General features: G+C 70.5%; 19 protein-coding genes and 3 pseudogenes. 11 read left to right on the top strand and 11 right to left on the bottom strand.

Annotated features, from left to right (window positions below):
- The first annotated feature begins 171 nt into the window (after positions 1–171).
- Complete coding sequence (locus tag ACFQO7_RS24105; protein ID WP_376808480.1) at positions 172–1,521, top strand: efflux RND transporter periplasmic adaptor subunit; 1,350 nt, start codon at positions 172–174, stop codon at positions 1,519–1,521.
- Positions 1,522–1,589: 68 nt separating this feature from the next.
- Here ACFQO7_RS24105 and ACFQO7_RS24100 read toward each other — a convergent pair whose 3' ends face one another.
- Positions 1,590–2,141, bottom strand: a complete 552-nt coding sequence (locus ACFQO7_RS24100; protein ID WP_376808479.1) for a hypothetical protein — start codon at positions 2,139–2,141, stop codon at positions 1,590–1,592.
- 110 nt (positions 2,142–2,251) lie between these two features.
- Between ACFQO7_RS24100 and ACFQO7_RS24095 the strand changes: the two genes are divergently transcribed.
- Positions 2,252–2,926 carry a cytidylate kinase family protein gene (locus ACFQO7_RS24095; RefSeq protein WP_376808478.1) on the top strand — a complete coding sequence of 225 codons (675 nt, stop codon included), beginning with the start codon at positions 2,252–2,254 and terminating at the stop codon, positions 2,924–2,926.
- A gap of 16 nt (positions 2,927–2,942) precedes the next feature.
- On the opposite strand, the gene ACFQO7_RS24090 is transcribed toward ACFQO7_RS24095, so the two are convergent.
- Entirely contained in the window at positions 2,943–3,410 is a 468-nt protein-coding gene (locus ACFQO7_RS24090) for a hypothetical protein (RefSeq protein WP_376808477.1), read from the bottom strand.
- A 101-nt stretch (positions 3,411–3,511) separates the two neighbouring features.
- Here ACFQO7_RS24090 and ACFQO7_RS24085 point away from each other — a divergent pair.
- Positions 3,512–3,892, top strand: a pseudogene (locus ACFQO7_RS24085) (response regulator transcription factor); the annotation flags it as partial.
- Positions 3,893–3,906: 14 nt separating this feature from the next.
- Here ACFQO7_RS24085 and ACFQO7_RS24080 read toward each other — a convergent pair.
- The 3 genes and pseudogenes from ACFQO7_RS24080 to ACFQO7_RS24070 form a co-directional block, all read right to left on the bottom strand.
- The gene (locus ACFQO7_RS24080) at positions 3,907–4,254 is read right to left on the bottom strand and encodes a hypothetical protein (protein WP_376808476.1); all 348 of its coding nucleotides are present in this window, start codon (positions 4,252–4,254) and stop codon (positions 3,907–3,909) included.
- A 26-nt stretch (positions 4,255–4,280) separates the two neighbouring features.
- On the bottom strand, positions 4,281–4,718 hold the full coding sequence (gene coaD, locus ACFQO7_RS24075) for a pantetheine-phosphate adenylyltransferase (protein ID WP_376808475.1): 438 nt from the start codon (positions 4,716–4,718) through the stop codon (positions 4,281–4,283).
- A 30-nt stretch (positions 4,719–4,748) separates the two neighbouring features.
- Positions 4,749–4,853, bottom strand: a pseudogene (locus tag ACFQO7_RS24070) (SRPBCC family protein); the annotation flags it as partial.
- Between the two features lie 174 nt (positions 4,854–5,027).
- Here ACFQO7_RS24070 and ACFQO7_RS24065 point away from each other — a divergent pair.
- On the top strand, positions 5,028–5,915 hold the full coding sequence (locus ACFQO7_RS24065; protein ID WP_376808474.1) for an aminoglycoside phosphotransferase family protein: 888 nt from the start codon (positions 5,028–5,030) through the stop codon (positions 5,913–5,915).
- Between the two features lie 101 nt (positions 5,916–6,016).
- On the opposite strand, the gene ACFQO7_RS24060 is transcribed toward ACFQO7_RS24065, so the two are convergent.
- Together ACFQO7_RS24060 and ACFQO7_RS24055 are read right to left on the bottom strand one after the other, a co-directional pair.
- Positions 6,017–6,367: a DUF1062 domain-containing protein gene (locus ACFQO7_RS24060; RefSeq protein WP_376808473.1), complete on the bottom strand. Its 351-nt coding sequence runs from the start codon at positions 6,365–6,367 to the stop codon at positions 6,017–6,019.
- Positions 6,368–6,552: 185 nt separating this feature from the next.
- Complete coding sequence (locus ACFQO7_RS24055) at positions 6,553–7,761, bottom strand: vanadium-dependent haloperoxidase (protein WP_376808472.1); 1,209 nt, start codon at positions 7,759–7,761, stop codon at positions 6,553–6,555.
- Between the two features lie 271 nt (positions 7,762–8,032).
- Here ACFQO7_RS24055 and ACFQO7_RS24050 point away from each other — a divergent pair, with 271 nt between their 5' ends.
- The gene (locus ACFQO7_RS24050) at positions 8,033–9,586 is read left to right on the top strand and encodes an alpha-galactosidase (protein ID WP_376808471.1); all 1,554 of its coding nucleotides are present in this window, start codon (positions 8,033–8,035) and stop codon (positions 9,584–9,586) included.
- Between the two features lie 91 nt (positions 9,587–9,677).
- On the opposite strand, the gene ACFQO7_RS24045 is transcribed toward ACFQO7_RS24050, so the two are convergent.
- The gene (locus ACFQO7_RS24045) at positions 9,678–9,983 is read right to left on the bottom strand and encodes a thiamine-binding protein (protein ID WP_376808470.1); all 306 of its coding nucleotides are present in this window, start codon (positions 9,981–9,983) and stop codon (positions 9,678–9,680) included.
- 99 nt (positions 9,984–10,082) lie between these two features.
- On the opposite strand from ACFQO7_RS24045, the pseudogene ACFQO7_RS37795 reads away from it, so the two are divergent.
- Positions 10,083–10,328 (top strand): annotated as a pseudogene (locus ACFQO7_RS37795) (helix-turn-helix domain-containing protein); the annotation flags it as partial.
- Between the two features lie 134 nt (positions 10,329–10,462).
- Here ACFQO7_RS37795 and ACFQO7_RS24035 read toward each other — a convergent pair.
- Together ACFQO7_RS24035 and ACFQO7_RS24030 are read right to left on the bottom strand one after the other, a co-directional pair.
- A complete protein-coding gene (locus tag ACFQO7_RS24035; protein WP_360528116.1) occupies positions 10,463–11,086 on the bottom strand; it encodes an ATP-dependent Clp protease proteolytic subunit in 624 nt (207 codons plus the stop codon).
- A gap of 4 nt (positions 11,087–11,090) precedes the next feature.
- Positions 11,091–11,687: a ClpP family protease gene (locus ACFQO7_RS24030; RefSeq protein WP_376808469.1), complete on the bottom strand. Its 597-nt coding sequence runs from the start codon at positions 11,685–11,687 to the stop codon at positions 11,091–11,093.
- 367 nt (positions 11,688–12,054) lie between these two features.
- Here ACFQO7_RS24030 and ACFQO7_RS24025 point away from each other — a divergent pair, with 367 nt between their 5' ends.
- The 4 genes from ACFQO7_RS24025 (at position 12,055) to ACFQO7_RS24010 (ending at position 14,531) form a co-directional block, all read left to right on the top strand.
- On the top strand, positions 12,055–12,489 hold the full coding sequence (locus ACFQO7_RS24025; protein WP_376808468.1) for a HEAT repeat domain-containing protein: 435 nt from the start codon (positions 12,055–12,057) through the stop codon (positions 12,487–12,489).
- Positions 12,490–12,613: 124 nt separating this feature from the next.
- Positions 12,614–13,717, top strand: coding sequence for a hypothetical protein (locus ACFQO7_RS24020; protein ID WP_376808467.1), 1,104 nt, complete (start codon positions 12,614–12,616; stop codon positions 13,715–13,717).
- A complete protein-coding gene (locus ACFQO7_RS24015) occupies positions 13,714–14,028 on the top strand; it encodes a hypothetical protein (protein WP_376808466.1) in 315 nt (104 codons plus the stop codon). Before ACFQO7_RS24020 ends, ACFQO7_RS24015 begins: the two co-directional genes overlap by 4 nt.
- The gene (locus ACFQO7_RS24010; RefSeq protein WP_376808465.1) at positions 14,025–14,531 is read left to right on the top strand and encodes a hypothetical protein; all 507 of its coding nucleotides are present in this window, start codon (positions 14,025–14,027) and stop codon (positions 14,529–14,531) included. Before ACFQO7_RS24015 ends, ACFQO7_RS24010 begins: the two co-directional genes overlap by 4 nt.
- Before the next feature lie 148 nt (positions 14,532–14,679).
- On the opposite strand, the gene ACFQO7_RS24005 is transcribed toward ACFQO7_RS24010, so the two are convergent.
- Positions 14,680–16,812 (bottom strand): MMPL family transporter, encoded by a 2,133-nt coding sequence (locus ACFQO7_RS24005; protein WP_376808464.1) that lies wholly within the window; start codon positions 16,810–16,812, stop codon positions 14,680–14,682.
- A gap of 90 nt (positions 16,813–16,902) precedes the next feature.
- Between ACFQO7_RS24005 and ACFQO7_RS24000 the strand changes: the two genes are divergently transcribed.
- A complete protein-coding gene (locus ACFQO7_RS24000) occupies positions 16,903–17,406 on the top strand; it encodes a MarR family winged helix-turn-helix transcriptional regulator (protein ID WP_376808463.1) in 504 nt (167 codons plus the stop codon).
- Positions 17,407–17,472 lie beyond the last annotated feature (66 nt).

The following is a 17,472-nucleotide window of genomic DNA, read 5'->3' as shown; positions in this document are numbered from 1 at the left end:
TGACGGAGTGGTACTTCCGGTGTACGAGGCCGCGTCGCGTTTTTCCATCACGGTCTACCTTATTGCAAAGTACTGGCAATAAGGTGGATCTTCCTGGCGACGCCGCATACATGAAACATCGCAAGGTATCCGATAAGAACTAATGGTGCATATCGGCTCTATGATGCAATCATGATCCGCCCGACCCCCGCTCGCCGTGCTGTCCTAGGCCTGACCGCTGCGGCTCTGCCGCTCTCGCTGACCGCCGGCGCCGTGCGAGAGCCCGAACCGTCGATCGTGCTCGACGATGTGCGCAGGGTCGATGTGTCGGACACGATCGACGTTCCGGCGCAGGTCAACGCCCGCAACGCCGCGACCCTGCGCGCCCCGGCCAGCGGCGTGCTCGCCGACCTCGCCGTCGAGCCGGGCCAGCTGGTCGAAGCCGGCGACATCCTCGGTGTCATCGCCTCACCCATCGCCCAGCAACGCCTGGCCCGCGCCTGCACCGCAGCCAGCCGGGTCAAGAACATCAAGAAGATCGACCCCGCCAGCCTCGACGACCTCATCGACGACCGACGCGATGCCGGCAACGAGCAGTACAACGCCGCCCGCGACAACGCCAAACTCATCCCCTTCCCGCAGCTGCGCCAGCAGACCATCGACCAGATCAACGAACAGCAGAACACCTTCAACGACACCATCGACGACCTCGAAGACTTCACCGACGACGTCGACGACAACCTGGAGAAGATCGACGAGATCCTCGTCGGCCTCAACGCCGTCACCCGGCTGCTGACCCAGTCCGCCTGCGACGCCGCCCGCACCACCGTCGCAGGCCTCACCCTGCGCGCACCCATCTCCGGCACCGTGCAACTCGGCGGCCCCGAAAGCAACTCCGTCATCGCCTCACTGCTGGCCGACCGCCTGCCGCAAGGCCCCCTGGCCACCCTGCTACCCGGCCTGACCGGCATCGACATCGGCACCGGCGGCGCCGGCGACCCCGGCGTCGACGCGACCCCGCAGCAGGGCGACCCGGTCACCGCCGGCAAAGCCGTCGTCACCATCGTCGACATGAGCGAACTGTCCGTCGTCGGCCAGATCGACGAGACCGATGTGTTGTCGGTGAAGCCGGGCGACCAGGCTGACGTATCCCTGGAAGCGACGCCGGGCACCCGATACCACGCGACGGTGACCTCGATCGACGTGCTGCCCACCGCGGCGGCCCGCGGCGGCGTCTCCTACCGCACCGTGTTCACGCTGCACGGCCCACTGGACCCGGCACCGCTGCCCGGCATGACCGGCACCGCCCGCCTGCCGCTGGGCGACACCGCCGCGGCGCTGTCGGTGCCCGCGGTCGCGCTGTTCGAGGAGGCCGGCAAGACGTTCATCTGGCTGGTGCGCGCGGGCAAGGCGGTCAAGCAGCTCGTCGAGGCCGGGGCCGTCGGCAACGACCGCCGGGAGATCCTGCAGGGCCTCGCCGAGGGCGACCGGATCGTCGTCGCCGGGCTGGAGCAGGTCACCGAGGGGATGACGGTCGAGTGACACCCCCGCCCGGCCGGCGGGGGAAGGTCAGGGGGCGGGTGCGTTCGCGAGCTGGGTCAGCGAGGTCTTCATGGCCTGCACGAACCGGTCCCGCTCCGCGGCACTGATCCGGTCGAGGGACAGGTACGGAGGACCCACCGCTGGTCCGGGTGCGGTGCGTACAGGGCGTACTGGAATGTGCGGCCGACGAAGTAGAAGGACACCTCGTAGCGGAAGTCGATGCGCGGCTGCACCAGCAGGTCGGTGTAGTCGAGCCGGTCGAGGTCGGCGCGTGGCACGAAGTTCAGCCCGACGGAGTCCGCCCCGAACTTCGGCTTGGCCACGTACGTCTCGGTGTCGGGCAGGCGGCCGAGGTCGGCGAACCGGTCGACGGTCGGGATCACCGGGTGGCCGGCCGCGAACAGGTCGAGCAGGTACTGCTTGCCTGCCATGTCGCCTTTGCCGGTGAGCTCGGTGAACACCCGGACTCCGGCGTCGGCGGCCGCGGTCCGGAACGCGTCGTGTTCGGCGCGGTAGTACAGGACCGGGCCGCTGTTGCGTACGGCGACCACGTCGAAGCCGTCCATCAGGGCGCGGGCGTCCAGCGGATGGCAGACCGCCAGGTCGAAGTCTTCCCGCACGATCCCGCCGCGATGCCGGCGGGGCGGGCGGTGCCACCGGTGAACTTTGGAATTACGGTCTTATGGTCGGCTCGGCACGGCGGCCTTCGTGAGATCAGGACGGGCAGGACATGAACCACGGCACCCGCGACGACGTGCTCGACTGCCTGGCAGAGGCAGTCGGGGCCGTCATGGCCGCACACCCGACGCGGGTCGCCATCGATGGGCCGCCCGCCGCCGGCAAGACCACGCTCGCCGACGAGCTGGCCGACGTCTTGCGCAAGCGGGGCCGCGAGGTCATCCGCGCGACGATCGACGACTTCGTCTTCCCCCGGGCACGGCGCTATCCGCGGGGCGAGTACTCGGCCGAAGGCTGCTACCTCGACACCCATGACCACGACGCGCTTAACCGGGTTCTACTCGATCCGCTCGGCCCAGGCGGAGATCGACGCTTCCAGCACGCGGTCTACGACCGCACCGCAGACACCGTGCTGTCCCCGCCGGCCAAGCGGGCTCCCGCCGACGCCGTGCTCGTCTTCGACGGCGTCTTCCTCCTGCGCCCGGAACTCGTCGATCGGTGGGACCTGCGCGTGTTCGTGTCGACCGAGCTCGGCAGAACCGTGGACCGTGCCGTGATCAGAGAACGCGGGGTGTCGTCTCGCGCCGAAGTCGAACGGCGCTGGCGTGAGCGATACATCCCCTCCCAGCAGCTGTACTTCGCCGCGGTCCGCCCGACTGATCGGGCCGACATCATCGTGCACAACGACGAGCCCCAGCACCCGGTCTGGGAGACCCGGGGACGCTGATAGCCCGGTCGGGGAGTCAGTCGTCGTCGGGGATGACCTCAGCGGTCGGTTCGTCGCCGGCGCACGTGACGACGACGCGCATCTCGGTCTTGCCCTTCTTGAACTTGATGCGGGCCCGGTCGGCCGGGCCCGGTTCCGGGTCGTCGGCGCGGTAGCCGGGAGCCGGGCTCCACGAGGCGAGTGTCACCGTGCCGCCCGCGCACGAGGCGTGCACGACACCACCGGGGGTGGTCAGGGACCGGATCGTCGACGGCGGGGTGGTCGGCGCGACAGCGGAGACGGCGGGGGCCGGTGACGCCTGCGGGCTGCCGGACGGCTCCTCGGCGAGCAGCCGGTCGACATCGGCGGAGCTGAGCACCGGGTGCTGGCCCGACCCGCCGAGCAGGCCGGCACCGATGGCGTCCACGCCCGCCACCGCGACCGCGGCGGTGACCGCCGCCGCCACCAGCCAACCGGCCGCCATCACCAGGGTGCTTCTGCGCATGGGACCCACTATGCCCGCGCGATGGTTAACGCGCGGCTAAGGGGCGGCTATGGTCCGGCCCGCAATGGGGTGGCCGAGGCCTGCTCGGATACCGTCAGGCCATGGCCAAGGTGGTGATCGTGGAAGACGATCTGACGATTCGTACGACCGCGATCCGGGCGCTCACCGAACGCGGGCACGCCGTGGCTTCGGCGGCCACCGCCATGGACGGCTTGCGCACCGTCGTCGCGGAGCGGCCCGACGTCGTGCTGTTGGACCTGGGCCTGCCCGACCTCGACGGCAGGGAGGTGCTGCGCATGCTGCGCGCGATCGACACCGTGCCCATCATCGTGGTGACCGCCCGCAGCGACGAGGCCGAGATCGTCCGGGCGTTGGACGCCGGAGCCGATGACTACGTGGTCAAACCGTTCGGCGCGGCACAGCTCGACGCCCGAATCCGCGCCGTGCTGCGGCGCACCGAGCAGCGCGGCGCGCCCGGCGCGCCGTCGGAGCCCGTTCAGCTCCAGTCGTAGGTGCCACCCAGTAGATCGGTCAGCACGAGTCCAGGGTCGTCGGCCTCCGCGTCGAAGCGGTCGAATGTCGGGTCATACAAGGACAGGAACACGAGCCGCCATGGCACCCGATATCGATAGGTGAAGGGCACGGCGTCAGGCTGCTCGACGACGAGTTGTCGCCTACGCAGGCTGCCACGGTGGCGGACTGTCGTGTCCGGGCCTATCACCGTCTGGCGATCACCGATGCGGAGTGTCCTCCGTTCACCGACCTGGCGCAGCTCGGCAAGCTGCCCGCCGAGCTGGTCGGCCCAGACGATCGTCTCCGGAGTCCCCGTGCCTCCGTCTCCCAACAGACCACTCCCTTCGAGGTGAATGTTCAGGTTCGCAGTGCGCGCACTGCGGTGGACGACATCTTCGCCAGCTCCGGACGGGTGGGCACGAACACTGTGGTGACTCCCAGCGCCTCATTCGTCGCTGCTAGTTCGTGCTCGCGCTGGTAGTCGGTGGAGTTCCTGACGCCGCGGACGATGACACCGCATCCATGGTGTCGGCAGTACTCGACGGTCAACCCGTGCCAGCCGGCCACCGTGACGTTTGCCCAGTCCGCAGGTAGCAGGCGGTGAATCTCCGTCACCCGGGCAGCAGTCGACTGGGACGGCTGTTTGTCGGCGTTGACGGCGGCCAGGATGGTGACGTGGCCGAACATGCGGCGTGACCGGTCTACGACGTCGAAGTGGCCCGGTGTGAAGGGATCGAAGGTCCCGGGGTACACCGCTCTGGTCGAGTCGAGACCGCCGGCAGACGCGTGAGCCATCGCGCCAGACTAACGACCGCCATCCGCAAGCAGCACCATGCCCCGCAGCCACATCGGCAGGTGCGCCGGGTCGGCGAGCAGCTGGGCGACCCGCTCCCGCGGCAGGGCGATCTCGATCGAGACGGTGTAGTTCATGGCGGAGCGCTCCGGGTTCGGCTGGTGAACGGCCGTCACCCTAGCAGCCTCGCCTGACACTGAGCGTGTTCCGACCTCGTTTCTGCTGGTGAGCGGGTGCCGGCAACCGACATGAGGTACGGCGTCGTGCGAACTTGATTGACGGGGTGATCGAGCGGGTTCTACGGTCGCGCGATGCGCCCCGGAGAGATCGTCGTCACCGCCGAGCAGGTTCGCGCGCTGCTCGACGAGCAGTTCCCCGAATGGTCGGACCTGCCGATCGTCGCGCAGCCGTTGAACGGCACCGACAACGCGCTGTTCCGGTTGGGTGATTCCCTGACGGCACGCCTGCCCCGCGCGGAGTGGGCGGTAGGCCAGGTGGCGACCGACACGGCGTGGCTGCCGCGGTTGGCGCCGCACCTGCCCGCGCCGGTGCCGGTGCCGATCGCGACCGGCTGGCCGGGCGGGGACTACCCGTGGCCATGGACGGTCGTCCCCTGGCTGGACGGGCGCAATCCGCAAGCCGGGCAGAACCACGTCGACCTGGCCGTCGACCTCGCGGGATTCGTGCGGTCAATGATCGCGATCGAGCCGATGGGCGGGCCGCTCAAGGAGGGCATCCAGCGCGGCGTGCCGCTGGCGCGGCGGGACGAGGTGACCCGCTGGTCGATCGGGGTGCTGGGGGACCGGATCGACGGGCGGGCGGTGGCCGCGGCGTGGGACGAGGCGCTCGCGGTGGACGAGTGGCCCGGACCAGCGGTATGGCTGCACGGCGATCTCCTGGAAGGCAACCTCCTGGTCGACGACCGGGGCAGGCTCAGCGGGGTGATCGACTTCGGCGGTCTCGGCCGGGGCGATCCGGCGGTCGAGGTGCGGCCGGCCTGGAGCCTGTTCGACGCCCGTGCGCGGGCCGCCTATCGGGAGGCGCTCGGGTTCGACGAGGCGACCTGGGTACGCGGGTGGGCGTGGCCGCTGTCGGGTTCGCTCTACTGGCTGGCGGACCTGTGGGACTCGATCAGCGCGCAGGATCGCGCGGACACGATCCGCCATATCGACTACATCGTGAGTAACCGCCACGGCTGATCGCGCCGTGTCCACGCGATCATGGTCGGCCACGCCCGGGGGCGTGGCCGGCTCGGCCGCGAAGATTGCGGCCAGGCTGGCCACGCCGATGACCTATCGGTTCACAGCGCTCCGATTCGCCGCTGCCGGGATGCCATACGTCGCCCCGGTCCTGGGCGTCGCGCGTGCGGCGTCGCCCGACCAGGCCCGGCGGCGGCGCGGCTGTCGGATTGCGGGTGTCGTGCGGCCGGTCCGGCGTTTCGGGTCGTGTGCAGCCAGAACGTGATCCGCTCCAGGACCGTGGGCGTCGCCGTGCCTTCGCGGGCCTTGCACATGGCGAGCAGCCAGGCGTCGAGCAGGCGGTGGTCGACGTCGAGGTGGAACGTGCCGTCGGTCCGCGAGGACGCGCAGGTGTGGCGACGGCGTGCGGGGAGCGGGAGGTGCGTGGGCACGACTGCCCGGTTTTCGAGCATGGTGGTACACCGTTTTCCGTGAGAAGTCCGCAGCAGGAAGGTGCGCGGCGCACGGGTGCGACGCGCGACAGGTTCAGCGCTCGGTGGGTCTCACAGGGTGTACAACGGCCGGTCCTTGGCTCGACGAGGTGGCTGGGCAGGAGGTTAGCGGCGCGCGGTGGCTCCGGTCCACCGGTTTCGGGCGGCTACGGGTGCCTGATCGGTTTGAAGAAGTCTCCTGCGGCCATGTACGCGAACACGGACAGTCCGATCCGTACGCCCTGGTTGTCGGCGGAGCGGAAGTGGACGCCGCCCCAGATGCGCGCTTCGACGACCTCGGCCAAGGCCTTCGAGAAGCTCGGGAAGTGCCGTGTCGCGTCGGCGGCGGGGCTGTACGCGCTGAAGGAGATGTCGTCGCGCTGGTAGAAGTACGCCAGGGTCGCCATCGACGCGGACGTGAAGCAGGTGTGGCCCGAGGTGTACTCGGGGAACGGCGGTGTGACGAGCAGCGGCATCCAGTTCGGGTCGCCCGCGGTCGCCCGGTTGCCGTCGGTGTCGCCGAGCTGGACCGCTGTCACCGGCCGCCAGAAGTTCCAGTGCTCCTTTTCGGCGTAGCAGGCGATGAGGGCGTCGGCTTCGGTCATGTCGACCATGGCGAACATGCGTGCGGCCTGCAGCGTGTTCAGTCCTCGGCTGGTCGCGACCTGGCGTTTGATCTCCCACTCGGTGAGCCGCCGGTCGTGCCACCAGATCGCGGCCGACGTCTGGTCGGCGGTGCGTGCCTGGCTGTCGACCCCGCCGAGTCGTTTGATCTCGTTGTAGTCGCGGGTGTAGGCGCTGCTGGTGAGTGCGGGTGGTCCCGAGGTGCGGAACATGGACGCGCTGGGGAGCAGGAACGGTGTGACGTGTCCCGTCCACGCGCCGGCCGAGGCGAACGTCGGTGGCGTCGGGCGCCACTGGCCGGGCCGGGTGCCTGCCTGCCAGGTCTGCGACCCGAACGCGCCGTCGTCACGACGTGCCGCGATCATCGCAGCCGCCGCCTGGGCCCCCACCGCCACACCGCGCTGCTTGGGGGAACCGTCGGGTATCGCGGCCAGCGCGGCGTCGTACTGGGCCTGGAGCCGTGCCAGCTGAGCTGGGAACAACGAGACCAGCATCTGGAACGCGGCGGTCGCGACGGCGGCTTCGGTCGACTCGGTCCCGGAGGCGGCTGGTGCGCTGAGATAGGGCCGGTACGGCGTGCCCGCGATCGCGTTGACGGCGTCGTAGACGGCCCCGTGCACCATCGCGAAGCTGCGCGCCTGCTCGTTCGGCTGCTGCTGCGCGACGTCCCAGATGGCCTGCTGGGCGTTGGCGTCCCAGACGACGACCGGGTTGGCGGCGGCGGCTTGGGCGATCGGCGATCTGATCACCACCGTGGACGTGATCACAAGTGCGGCGGAAACGACGACACGCAGGACCGTACGCCTTGCCATGAAGTTCCCCGTTCTGGACGTAGCTTGCCAGGCAGCACCAATCGAACCATTCCCATCAATTGAGTGCAATGCCAAAGGCGGGCATGGTCGACTTCTGCGATGTGATCGCTGACATTTACGCAGTCCGATAGGCTCTCGCCGCGCGAACCCCTCGTGGAGGGTCTGATGAGCCGCCCTGGCGTGGGACAACGGCGTCGCGTCCACCCCGCCGATGGGCTGGAACAGCTACGACGCGTTCAACTGGAGCGTCACCGAGGCCGACGTCCGGGCCAACGCCGACTACATGCGCGACAACCTGTGCCGGCACGGCTGGCAGTACATCGTGATCGACTGGGCGTGGTACTACCCGGGTCGGCACAACAACAGCCCCAACCAGGACGCGAGCCTGCAACCCCGCCTGCGCATGGACGCCAACGGTCGGCTGCTGCCCGACACCACACGATTCCCGTCCGCGACAGGCGCCAACGGCTTCAAACCACTCGCCGACTACGTGCACGCCCAAGGCCTCAAGTTCGGCGTGCACCTCATGCGGGGCATACCCCGCCAAGCCGTCGCGGACAACGTGCCGATCCTCGGCACGAGCTGCCGTGCCAACCAGATCGACAACAGCACCACCGCGGCCTGGCTCAACCTGATGTGGGGCCTCGACATGTCCAACACCTGCGCGCAGGCCTACCTGGACTCGGTGTTCCAGTTGCTGGCCGGCTGGGGCGTCGACTTCGTCAAGGTCGACGACATCGCCGCGCCGACCTACCGCCAGGCCGAGGTCGACGGATACCGGCTGGCGATCCAGCGCAGCGGCCGCCCGATGGTGCTGAGCCTGTCGCCCGGCCCGACACCGGTCGCGAGCGGCCCGCACGTGCAGGCCAACGCGCACATGTGGCGCATCGTCAACGATCTGTGGGACAACTGGTCCGCGCTCGACGCGCTGTTCGACCCGCTGCGCGCCTGGACGCCGTACCGCGCCACGGGAGCCTGGCCCGACCCGGACATGATCCCGATCGGGCGGTTGTCGAAGTACGGGCCGGTCGGCTCACCGCGCTACTCCGGCCTGACCGCCGACGAGCAGCGGACCCTGATGACCCTGTGGGTCATCAACCGGGCGCCGCTGATGTGGGGAGGCAACCTGGTCGAGAACCGGGCCGCCGAACTCGCGCTCATGACCAACGCCGCGGTGCTCGCCGTCGACCAGAACAGCACAGACAACCGCCAGATCACCGCGGGCTCCCGGCAGGTCTGGGCCGCCGACGTGCCCGGCACCAACCACCGCTACCTGGCCCTGTTCAACCGTGAAGGCGCGACGGCCACCGTGACGGCCAACCTCGCCGAACTCGGCGTCGGGTCGGCCACCGTCACCGACCTCTGGTCCGGCGCGAACCTGGGCACGGCCACCGGCACCTTCACCCGCTCGCTGTTCGCCCACGGCTCCGGCCTCTACCGCATCGCGACGCAGACCACCACCCCGACGCCGCCGCCGACCCCCACCTACACGCTGACCGCACGGCACAGCGGCAAGCTGCTCGACGTCTACAACGCCGCCCTCACCGACGGCGCGAACGCCGTCCAGTGGGCCGCCAACGGGCAGTCCAACCAGCGGTGGCAGTTCCGCGACGCCGGTGGCGGCTACTACCAGGTCGTCAGCCTCAACAGCGGCAAGTGCCTCGACGTGTACGGGGGTGCGAGCGCCACGGCCGACGGGGTGCGCGTGGTGCAGTGGACCTGCGGCTCCGGCACCAACCAGCACTGGCAACGCAGCCAGGTCTGACGTCTTGCCTGGCGGCCTGCACCGCGACCTGCCGTGTGGCTCAGCCGAGCCGCACGGCGGGTTCAGGCCCGCCCGACCGCGACCCGGCCGGTCAGTCCGCGGCGAGGTGGCGTTCGACGGTGGCGACCTTGGTGTGCAGCGCGCCGCTGACGCCGTCGCGCCAGTCCAGTTTCAGGACGAGGCCCACGCGTGGCGACTTCGCCTTGACGGCCTCGGTGGCGGCCTTGACCACGGCCATCACCTCGTCCCAGGACTCGCCCTCGACGGTGGTGAACATGGCGTCGGTGCGGTTGGGCAGGCCGGAGGCGCGGACCACCCGGACCGCCTCGGCGACCAGTGCGCCGACGTCCTCCCCGGCGCCGACCGGTGAGACGGAGAACGCGACCAGAACCGACATGATCACGAGGCTACCAGGATCCGCGCCGCACTCCGGCCGGGTCTCTGCCGGTAGCGAACTGGGCTGTCGGGCAGCCGCGCGCCTGGCTATAAAGGAGCCATGTCGAATCCGGCGGAGCGGGCACACGCCCAGGCGGCTCCGCGTCGGGTGCTGTTGCGCTCGGCGCTGGGCGAATCACTGCGGCGCCTGCGCCTCGAACAGGGGCGTACGCTGGCCGAGGTCGCGCTGGCGGCGCGGATCTCGATGCCGTACCTGTCCGAGGTCGAGCGCGGGCTCAAGGAGGTCTCCTCCGAGGTGCTCGCGGCGTTGTGCGCAGCGCTGGGCGTCGACCTGTCGGAGCTGCTCGTCGCCGTCGCCTTCCACATCTCGGCGAGCAACACCGCGACCACGGTGCTTCCGGTCCGGCGGATGACCGCGGGACAGTTCGACGTGGCGGCGCCGCCGACCCGGCGAGCCGGCGACGCCTACGCCCTGGCCGCCTAACCTTCCGGCGTCGTCTTCACGGTGGAGATGACCTGATCGGCCAGGCCGTACGCGACGGCTTCGGCGGCGCTGAACGTCTTGTGCCGGTCGAGGTCGTGCCGGATCTTCTGGGTGGGGTGACCGGTGTGCCGGCTGAGGATGTCGTCCATCTCGGCCCGCACGCGGGACACGTCGCGGGCCCGGATCGCCAGGTCCGGCAGCGTGCCCTGCGCCACGTCGAACGAGCCCTCCTCGGTCGACGGCTGATGCAGCACGACCTTGGCATGGCGCAGCACCGAGCGCTTGCCGGCCGTCCCCGCCGCCAGCAGCACCGCCGCTGCGGAGGACGCCTGCCCGATGCACAGCGTGGCGACGTCCGGCCGCACGTACTGCATCGTGTCGTAGATCGCGGTCAGCGCGCTGTAGGAACCGCCCCGCGAGTTGATGTAGAACTCGATGTCCTGGTCGGGGCTCTCCGACTGCAGATGCAGCAGCTGCGCGATGATCACGTTGGCGACGTCGTCGGTGATCTCCGTGCCCAGGAAGATGATCCGCTCCGACAGCAGCCGGGAGTAGATGTCGAAGGCGCGCTCGCCGCGCGAGGTCCGTTCGACGACCGTGGGGATCGTGTACTGGCCCATCGCCCTACACCCCCATCCGCTGCTTGACCACGCGCGGGCGGATGTCGTCGAGGCGTTCGACGATGTGATCGACCATCCCGTAGTCGAGCGCCTCCTGCGCGCTGAACCAGCGGTCGCGCTGCCCGTCCTCGACGATGTCGGCCACCGGTCGGCCGGTGTGCTCGGCGGTCAGCGCGCTCATCAGGTTGCTGATCCGGTCCAGCTGCCCGGCGTAGATCTCCACGTCGGCGGCGGTGCCGCCCAGGCCGGCCGACCCCTGGTGCATGAGGATCTGCGCGCTGGGCAGCGCGAACCGCTTGCCCTGCGTGCCGGCGCACAGCAGGAACTGCGCCATGCTCCCGGCCAGTCCCATCGCCACGGTGATCACGTCGTTGGGGATGAGCCGCATCATGTCGTACACGGCCAGCCCCGCGAGCACGGACCCGCCCCGCGAGTTCAGGTACAGCGCGACGTCGCGGCGCGGGTCTTCGGCGGACAGCGCCAGCAGCTGGGCGCATATCCGGTTGGCGATCTCGTCCTCGACGTCGGATCCGAGCACGATGATGCGCTCGTGCAGCAGTCTCTTGCTGAGTTCGTCGTCCAGTGTGGCGGTGACACCCATGTGCGCACTCCTGTTCCTCGGGCTGTTCGTTCTCCACGATCAGGCCTGGGGGTGCGGGGTGCCAAGGCGATCTGCTGACAGCGACTTAGCCCAGAGCAGAGGCGGTCGGGCAGGTCGGCGTTGCGCAAAGGATCGTCCGGTCGCCGCCCCGGGCCGCGAGATGATCGCCGTACCGCGGCGGTCGAACGGCTCACCGCACGCAACCTGCCCGCGAACGGCAAGGTGCTGTTCTACCTGGGCCAGGACAGCACGACGCTGGCGGATTCGCCACCGACGTGCTGGACGCCGACCCGGGCTTCCCCCGCCCGGCGGGCGTGACTCTCTACACCAACCTCGTCGGCGCGCCGATGGTGACACCGCGGGGGCGTTGGCCGTCTACGACCGGTTCCTCACGGGGGACGTGTACGAGCAGCGCGCCGCCGTGGACGGTCTCGGCCGGTTGGGGCCTCAGGCAGCCTCGTATGCCGGGCAGCTCCGCAAGCTCCTGCGTCGCAAGGACCCTCACGGCTGGCTACGGCTGGGTGCGGCACGGGCTCTGTGGCAGGTCGCGGGCGAGACCTCGACCGTCACGCCGGTGCTCGAAGGTGTCTGGGACGCCAACCCGCACACCCGTACCGCGATCGCGCAGGTGTGGTCGGACATGGGCCTGGCCGCCGCCTCGGCCAGGCCGCTGATCGAAGCCGAACTGAGCCGAGTGCGCAGGCACAACGCCGTCGACGGCGGCTACAGCTCGGCCCAGGTCGTCGACGACGAACGCCTCCTCCGTGCCTGCCGGGCAGCGCTGACGGCGGTGGCGGGCTGACATCGACCTGCGCGGGATCGGGCACGCGCGACCGTTGACGATCGCAGCTGCGCCGCGGCATGCGATCGACACCCTTGGTGGCCTTCTGTACGCTCACGGTCGTCCATGCCTGGGGGAGGCCGTCGTGACGTTCGCTGTCGACATGAAGGCGCTGTACGAGGTGCCCGAGATGCTGGACCGGCTCGCCGAGGACGCCCGCCGGTGCAGCGACTACGCCAAGCAGGCGTTCGACTTCGCTTGGGGCCCGGGTGTCCTCAACCGCGTACGCGGTGATCACGCACAGGCACGGGCGGACGTGGTGTCCTTCTACGCGGCCGTCGCCGGGCGAGCAGGCGGGCTGGCGCGCTCGGTGCGCGAGTCGCTGGTGATGTACCACGAGACGGATCTGGCGACCGCGGCCGGGCTGGACGCGCAACTGCCCACGATGGCCTACGACCACACCGCCGGCCGGTACCCGGCGCTGCGGCTCGAGGTCGTGCAGGCGTACCAGCCGGAGTTGCTGGAACCGGCCGATCGCCTCACGCCGGTGCCCGACTACCTGCCGCAGTGGCCGCACGAACCCGAGTGGAGCGACCTCGTCAGCCCCGCCGGCATCTGCCGGGACGTGGTCATGGGCGCGAACTGGATCGCCGTCCAGCTCGGCGTGGCCGACCGCGTCTACGATCCGCTCGACATGATCTCGAACTACCTGGTCGGCAACTGGTCGGGCATGCGGGCGTGCAGCGACGCGCTGGAGAACCTGCGCAGGGCGACGGCCGACCTGGCGGCCAACACGCAGTGGGCCGAGATCCGCGTCAACGCGTGCTGGCAGGGCAACGCCGCCGACGCGGCCTGGCTGCAGCTGCGCGCCCTCGGCAGGGCGCTGGAGCTCGCCGATCAGCCGCTGGGCGTGTGCCGCGACGCGTACCGCGACGTCTGCGAAGAGGTCAAGGAACTCGAGGAGATCTGCGAACTGCTGCTGCTGGACGTCATCGACGCCGCCACCTTCGCCGTGCTGGGCGTCGCGACCGCGGAGACCGGCGTCGGCCCGGTGGTGTTCGGCGCGCTGGCGATCGCCGACGTCATCCAGGCCATGAAACGCATGAACGACCTGATCAGCACGATGCAGAAGGTCGAGGTCATCGTCGACAGGTACGGCTCGACCGTCAAGATCACAGGCGTGCTGCCGGAGCGGATGACCGAACGGATACCCGCCGTGCCAGCAGCAGTTCAAGGAGCGAACCGATGACCGCCGACGACCGCCCGCACGACGTCGAAGCCCGCCGGGAGATCGTCGCCCGCTACCTGGCGACCCGTGTCGCCGAGCAGGTGAGCGACCCGCGGCACCGCAGACGGGTCACGGCAGAGGCGCTGACCCGCAGCACGGATCCGACGGCCCGCGAGATCGGACGCCAGCTCCAAGACGGCACGGTGACCGCACGGGAGCTGGCCGCCTCGTCGGCGTACGCTCCATTCCTGCTGGCGAACCTGGAACGGGCGAAGAGGTTCGACTACGGCAGAGCCATCCGCACGGCGATCGAACAGGACGGCTCGCGATGACCGACGGTGCCGGTGGCCTGCTGCCGGAACGGCTCATCGCCGACAGGCTGAGCAGGCGGGCGAGTCGCCTGTTCGTCATGTTCGTGGTCGTGTTCATCGCCTCGTGCGCGCTGACGGCTATCGCCCGGCGGACCGGGACAGACCTGGCCGCGGGCACGCCGTACGCGTGGAGCGGGGGAACGGTCTTCCTGCACAGCGAGGCGTCCGGCACGACCTGTGAGCTGACCGACGGCGCGACGAAGACGTCCGTCGACATGTCCCGCGACACGGGGGCGTGGGCGGGTGTCTCCGGGCTCGACCTGACGGCAGCGGCGGAGGCGAGCATCGTATGCGAACAGCCGGTCGTCGTGACCGGCGGCGCGGCGAGGATCATCACCTACCCGGCCCGGTTCGCGTGGGTGCTGGTAGTGGTCGCCTGCCTGCTGTTCCTTGCCTTCCTCGGGACGGTCGGACGCCTGGCGGTGGAACGCCTGCGCGGCGGGTGGCAGCGGACGGGCATCTGATCGGACCTGCCGTCGGGTGGTGTTCCCGATCTCGGTGCGGGCGTGGCCGCGCTCGTGCACGATGGCGCCGAGCTGCCGGTCACCGTGGCGAGGCGCGTGCCGGCGGCTGCTGCCGGAGAGGGCGTCGGCCCCCTCCGGCAGCGGTCGGTCAGCGTCCGCTGGCGGCGGGATCGCGCTTCCACTGGAGATCGGCGTCGTGTGCCGGGCGCGGCGCGTTGATCTCCGCCGGGCGCGGCGCTGGGCGTGACGGCCACCAGAACCGCTCGCCGAGCAGCAGCGCCAGGGCCGGCACGACCAGGGTGCGCACCAGCAGCGTGTCTAGCAGTACGCCGATGCCGACGATGACGCCCAGCTGCGTCAGCACGATGACCGGCAGCACGCCCAGCACCGTGAAGACCGCCGCCAGCAGCACTCCGGCGGAGGTGATGACGCCACCGGTGGCAGACAGGGCCCGCAGCGTGCCCGCCCGGGTGTCCCCGCGTGCGGCGGTCTCCTCCCGGGCCCGGCTGACCAGGAAGATGTTGTAGTCGACGCCGAGGGCGACCAGGAACAGGAATGCCAGCAGCGGCACGCTGGCGGCGAGCGCGGGGATGTCCAGGGCGGCGAAGACCAGGCTGGCCGCGCCGAGGCTGGCGGCGTAGCTGAGCACGACCGTGGCCAGCAGCACCAGCGGCCCCACGATCGAGCGCAGCAGTGCGATCAGGACGATCAGGACCACGGCCAGGACCAGCGGGGCGACCACGGCGTTGTCGCGGGCGTTGGCGTCACGCTGATCCAGGTCGGCGGCCGGCTGCCCGCCCACCAGGGCGTCGGTTCCGGCTCCTGCCGACAGGCCCTCCCGCAGCGCGGTGACGGCGCGGTCCGCACCGGCGGTGCCGGATTCGTCGGCCAGTTGCACCGGCAGCAGTGTCAGCGTGCCGTCGGTGGATGCTTCCGGACGGCCGACGGCGGCGACCCCGGCCGTGCGGGCGGCGATGTCGGCGGCCTGCTGTGCGTTCGGAGTGGAGACGATGACCTGCAACGGCTGCGACGAACCGGCGGCGAAGTGGGCGGCCAGGGTCTGCTGGGCCTGGACCGACTCCACCTCGGTGCGGAACTGCTCGGTCTGCGACAGTCCGATCGTGGTCGTGAGCAGTCCGGCGGCGAGCGCGGCGAGCACGACGGCCGCGGCGGCCAGGACGCCGACGGGGCGGCGGCCGACGAGCCTTGCCACCCGGGCCCAGATTCCGGTCTCGCTGGTCTCGGCGCTGCCGGCGACGGGCACCAGCGGCCAGAACGCGCCGCGGGGCAGCAGCGCCAGGGCGGCGGGCAGCACCACGAGTCCGAACACCAGGGCCACGGCCACGCCTGCCGCGGCAGCGATGCCGAGGGTCCGGTTGCTGGTCAGCACGGCGGTGACCAGGGTCAGCAGGGCCAGGATGACGGTCGCGGCGCTGCCGACGATCGCCGGGCCTGCCGCCTGCACCGCGGCTGCCAGCGCGGCGCGCCGGTCGGTGGTGCGGCGCAGCTCCTCGCGGTAGCGGGAGATGAGCAGCAGGGCGTAGTCGGTGCCGGCGCCGAAGACCAGCACCGAGACGATGCCGGCGATGGAGGCGTCGGTGGGTTCGCCGATCAGGTGCCCGATCCAGGGCAGCAGCTTGGCGACCAGCTGGTCGCCGAGTCCGATCACGGTCAGCGGGACGATCCAGAGGATCGGGCTGCGGTAGGTGATCAGCAGCAGCAGCGCGACCACGATCGCCGTGGCGACCAGCAGCGTGACGTCGGCGCCGGCGAACGCGGCGGAGATGTCACGGCCGAAGGCCGCACCGCCGGTGACCTGTGCGCTGATCCCGTCGGGTAGACCGGTGCCGTCGCGCAGCAGGGCGCGCAGGCCGTCGACGGTGCTGTCGCGCGCTTCGTCGGACAGGTCGGCCTGCAGCGGCACGACCTGGAGCGCGGCCTGGCCGTCGGCGGCGTACGCGAGGGGCGGCAGCGTGCCGACGTGCTCGCGGCCCGTCACGGCCGTTCGCAGGGCTGCCAGGGCCTGGCGGTCGGGCTCGCTGAGCGCCGCGCCCGGGCGTTCGAACACGATGATGGCGGATTCGGCCCGGCCGCTGGCGAAGCGGTCCATCAGCTCGGTGACCCGGGTCGACTGCTTGCCCTCGGGCAGGCCGTCGGTGGGTCCGGCGGCGGGCTGGGCGGGGCTGGTGAGGAACACCAGCGTGGCGACGGCCGCGGTGGCGAGCAGGATGACGGCTGCGCCGACCCGGCCGGCGATCCACATGGCGATACGCGCACCCATGATCTGGGCTCCTGTTCGGGAGGTCCTCGTTGAGGATGCAAAGGTTTGATAGTCGAATGGTTCGACGATCGAAATGCTATAGTGCTCGCCATGCGAGAGCAAACGGGGCCCCCTGAACGGGCCGCCGCGCTCGACGAGGTCGCCAGAGCGCTGCAGGTCAGCGCCGTGGAGAGCGACGTGTTCGTCGACGTGTTCGCCCGAGCCCACCACCTGGGCCGCAGCGACCTCAACGCGATCATGTGGATCGCCGCGAGCGCCGAGCAGGGCCGGCCGCTCACCGCCGGCGAACTCGCCGGCCGGCTGGGCCTGGGCGCCTCGGCGACCACCTCGCTGATCGACCGGTTGGAAGGCGCCGGGCACGTCGAGCGCATCCGAGACCCGCGTGACCGCCGCCGGCTCACCCTGTCGATGAACGACACCGCGCTCGCGATGGCGCGGGAGTTCTTCCAGCCCCTCGGCATGCGGATGGCCGAAGCCCTCGCCGACCTGCCGACCGAGGATCTGCTGGTGGCCGCCGAAGTGATTCGCAGGATGACCGGCGCGATCGTCGCCTCGCGGGAGGCCGCCCGCGCCGACCGCCCCGAGCCGCGCTGAGTCCGACCGCCGGCTACCAATTTTCGACGCGCAAATCGACGCAATCGGTCGGGAGGGGTCGCGCTG

The organism is Catellatospora aurea (assembly GCF_042663325.1).
In the GTDB taxonomy this organism is placed as follows: domain Bacteria; phylum Actinomycetota; class Actinomycetes; order Mycobacteriales; family Micromonosporaceae; genus Catellatospora; species Catellatospora aurea.
Note: the sequence above shows the minus strand (reverse complement) of the source record. Positions and strands in the feature narration are given on the sequence as shown.

What these genes read in the sequence shown, in the direction of transcription:
- ACFQO7_RS24105 (WP_376808480.1), top strand. Translation starts at nt 172, where the DNA reads ATGATCCGCCCGACCCCCGCTCGCCGTGCTGTCCTAGGCCTGACCGCT.
- ACFQO7_RS24095 (WP_376808478.1), top strand. Translation starts at nt 2,252, where the DNA reads ATGAACCACGGCACCCGCGACGACGTGCTCGACTGCCTGGCAGAGGCA.
- ACFQO7_RS24090 (WP_376808477.1), bottom strand. Translation starts at nt 3,410, where the DNA reads ATGCGCAGAAGCACCCTGGTGATGGCGGCCGGTTGGCTGGTGGCGGCG.
- coaD (WP_376808475.1), bottom strand. Translation starts at nt 4,718, where the DNA reads ATGGCTCACGCGTCTGCCGGCGGTCTCGACTCGACCAGAGCGGTGTAC.
- ACFQO7_RS24065 (WP_376808474.1), top strand. Translation starts at nt 5,028, where the DNA reads ATGCGCCCCGGAGAGATCGTCGTCACCGCCGAGCAGGTTCGCGCGCTG.
- ACFQO7_RS24060 (WP_376808473.1), bottom strand. Translation starts at nt 6,367, where the DNA reads ATGCTCGAAAACCGGGCAGTCGTGCCCACGCACCTCCCGCTCCCCGCA.
- ACFQO7_RS24050 (WP_376808471.1), top strand. Translation starts at nt 8,033, where the DNA reads ATGGGCTGGAACAGCTACGACGCGTTCAACTGGAGCGTCACCGAGGCC.
- ACFQO7_RS24045 (WP_376808470.1), bottom strand. Translation starts at nt 9,983, where the DNA reads ATGTCGGTTCTGGTCGCGTTCTCCGTCTCACCGGTCGGCGCCGGGGAG.
- ACFQO7_RS24035 (WP_360528116.1), bottom strand. Translation starts at nt 11,086, where the DNA reads ATGGGCCAGTACACGATCCCCACGGTCGTCGAACGGACCTCGCGCGGC.
- ACFQO7_RS24030 (WP_376808469.1), bottom strand. Translation starts at nt 11,687, where the DNA reads ATGGGTGTCACCGCCACACTGGACGACGAACTCAGCAAGAGACTGCTG.
- ACFQO7_RS24015 (WP_376808466.1), top strand. Translation starts at nt 13,714, where the DNA reads ATGACCGCCGACGACCGCCCGCACGACGTCGAAGCCCGCCGGGAGATC.
- ACFQO7_RS24010 (WP_376808465.1), top strand. Translation starts at nt 14,025, where the DNA reads ATGACCGACGGTGCCGGTGGCCTGCTGCCGGAACGGCTCATCGCCGAC.
- ACFQO7_RS24005 (WP_376808464.1), bottom strand. Translation starts at nt 16,812, where the DNA reads ATGGGTGCGCGTATCGCCATGTGGATCGCCGGCCGGGTCGGCGCAGCC.
- ACFQO7_RS24000 (WP_376808463.1), top strand. Translation starts at nt 16,903, where the DNA reads ATGCGAGAGCAAACGGGGCCCCCTGAACGGGCCGCCGCGCTCGACGAG.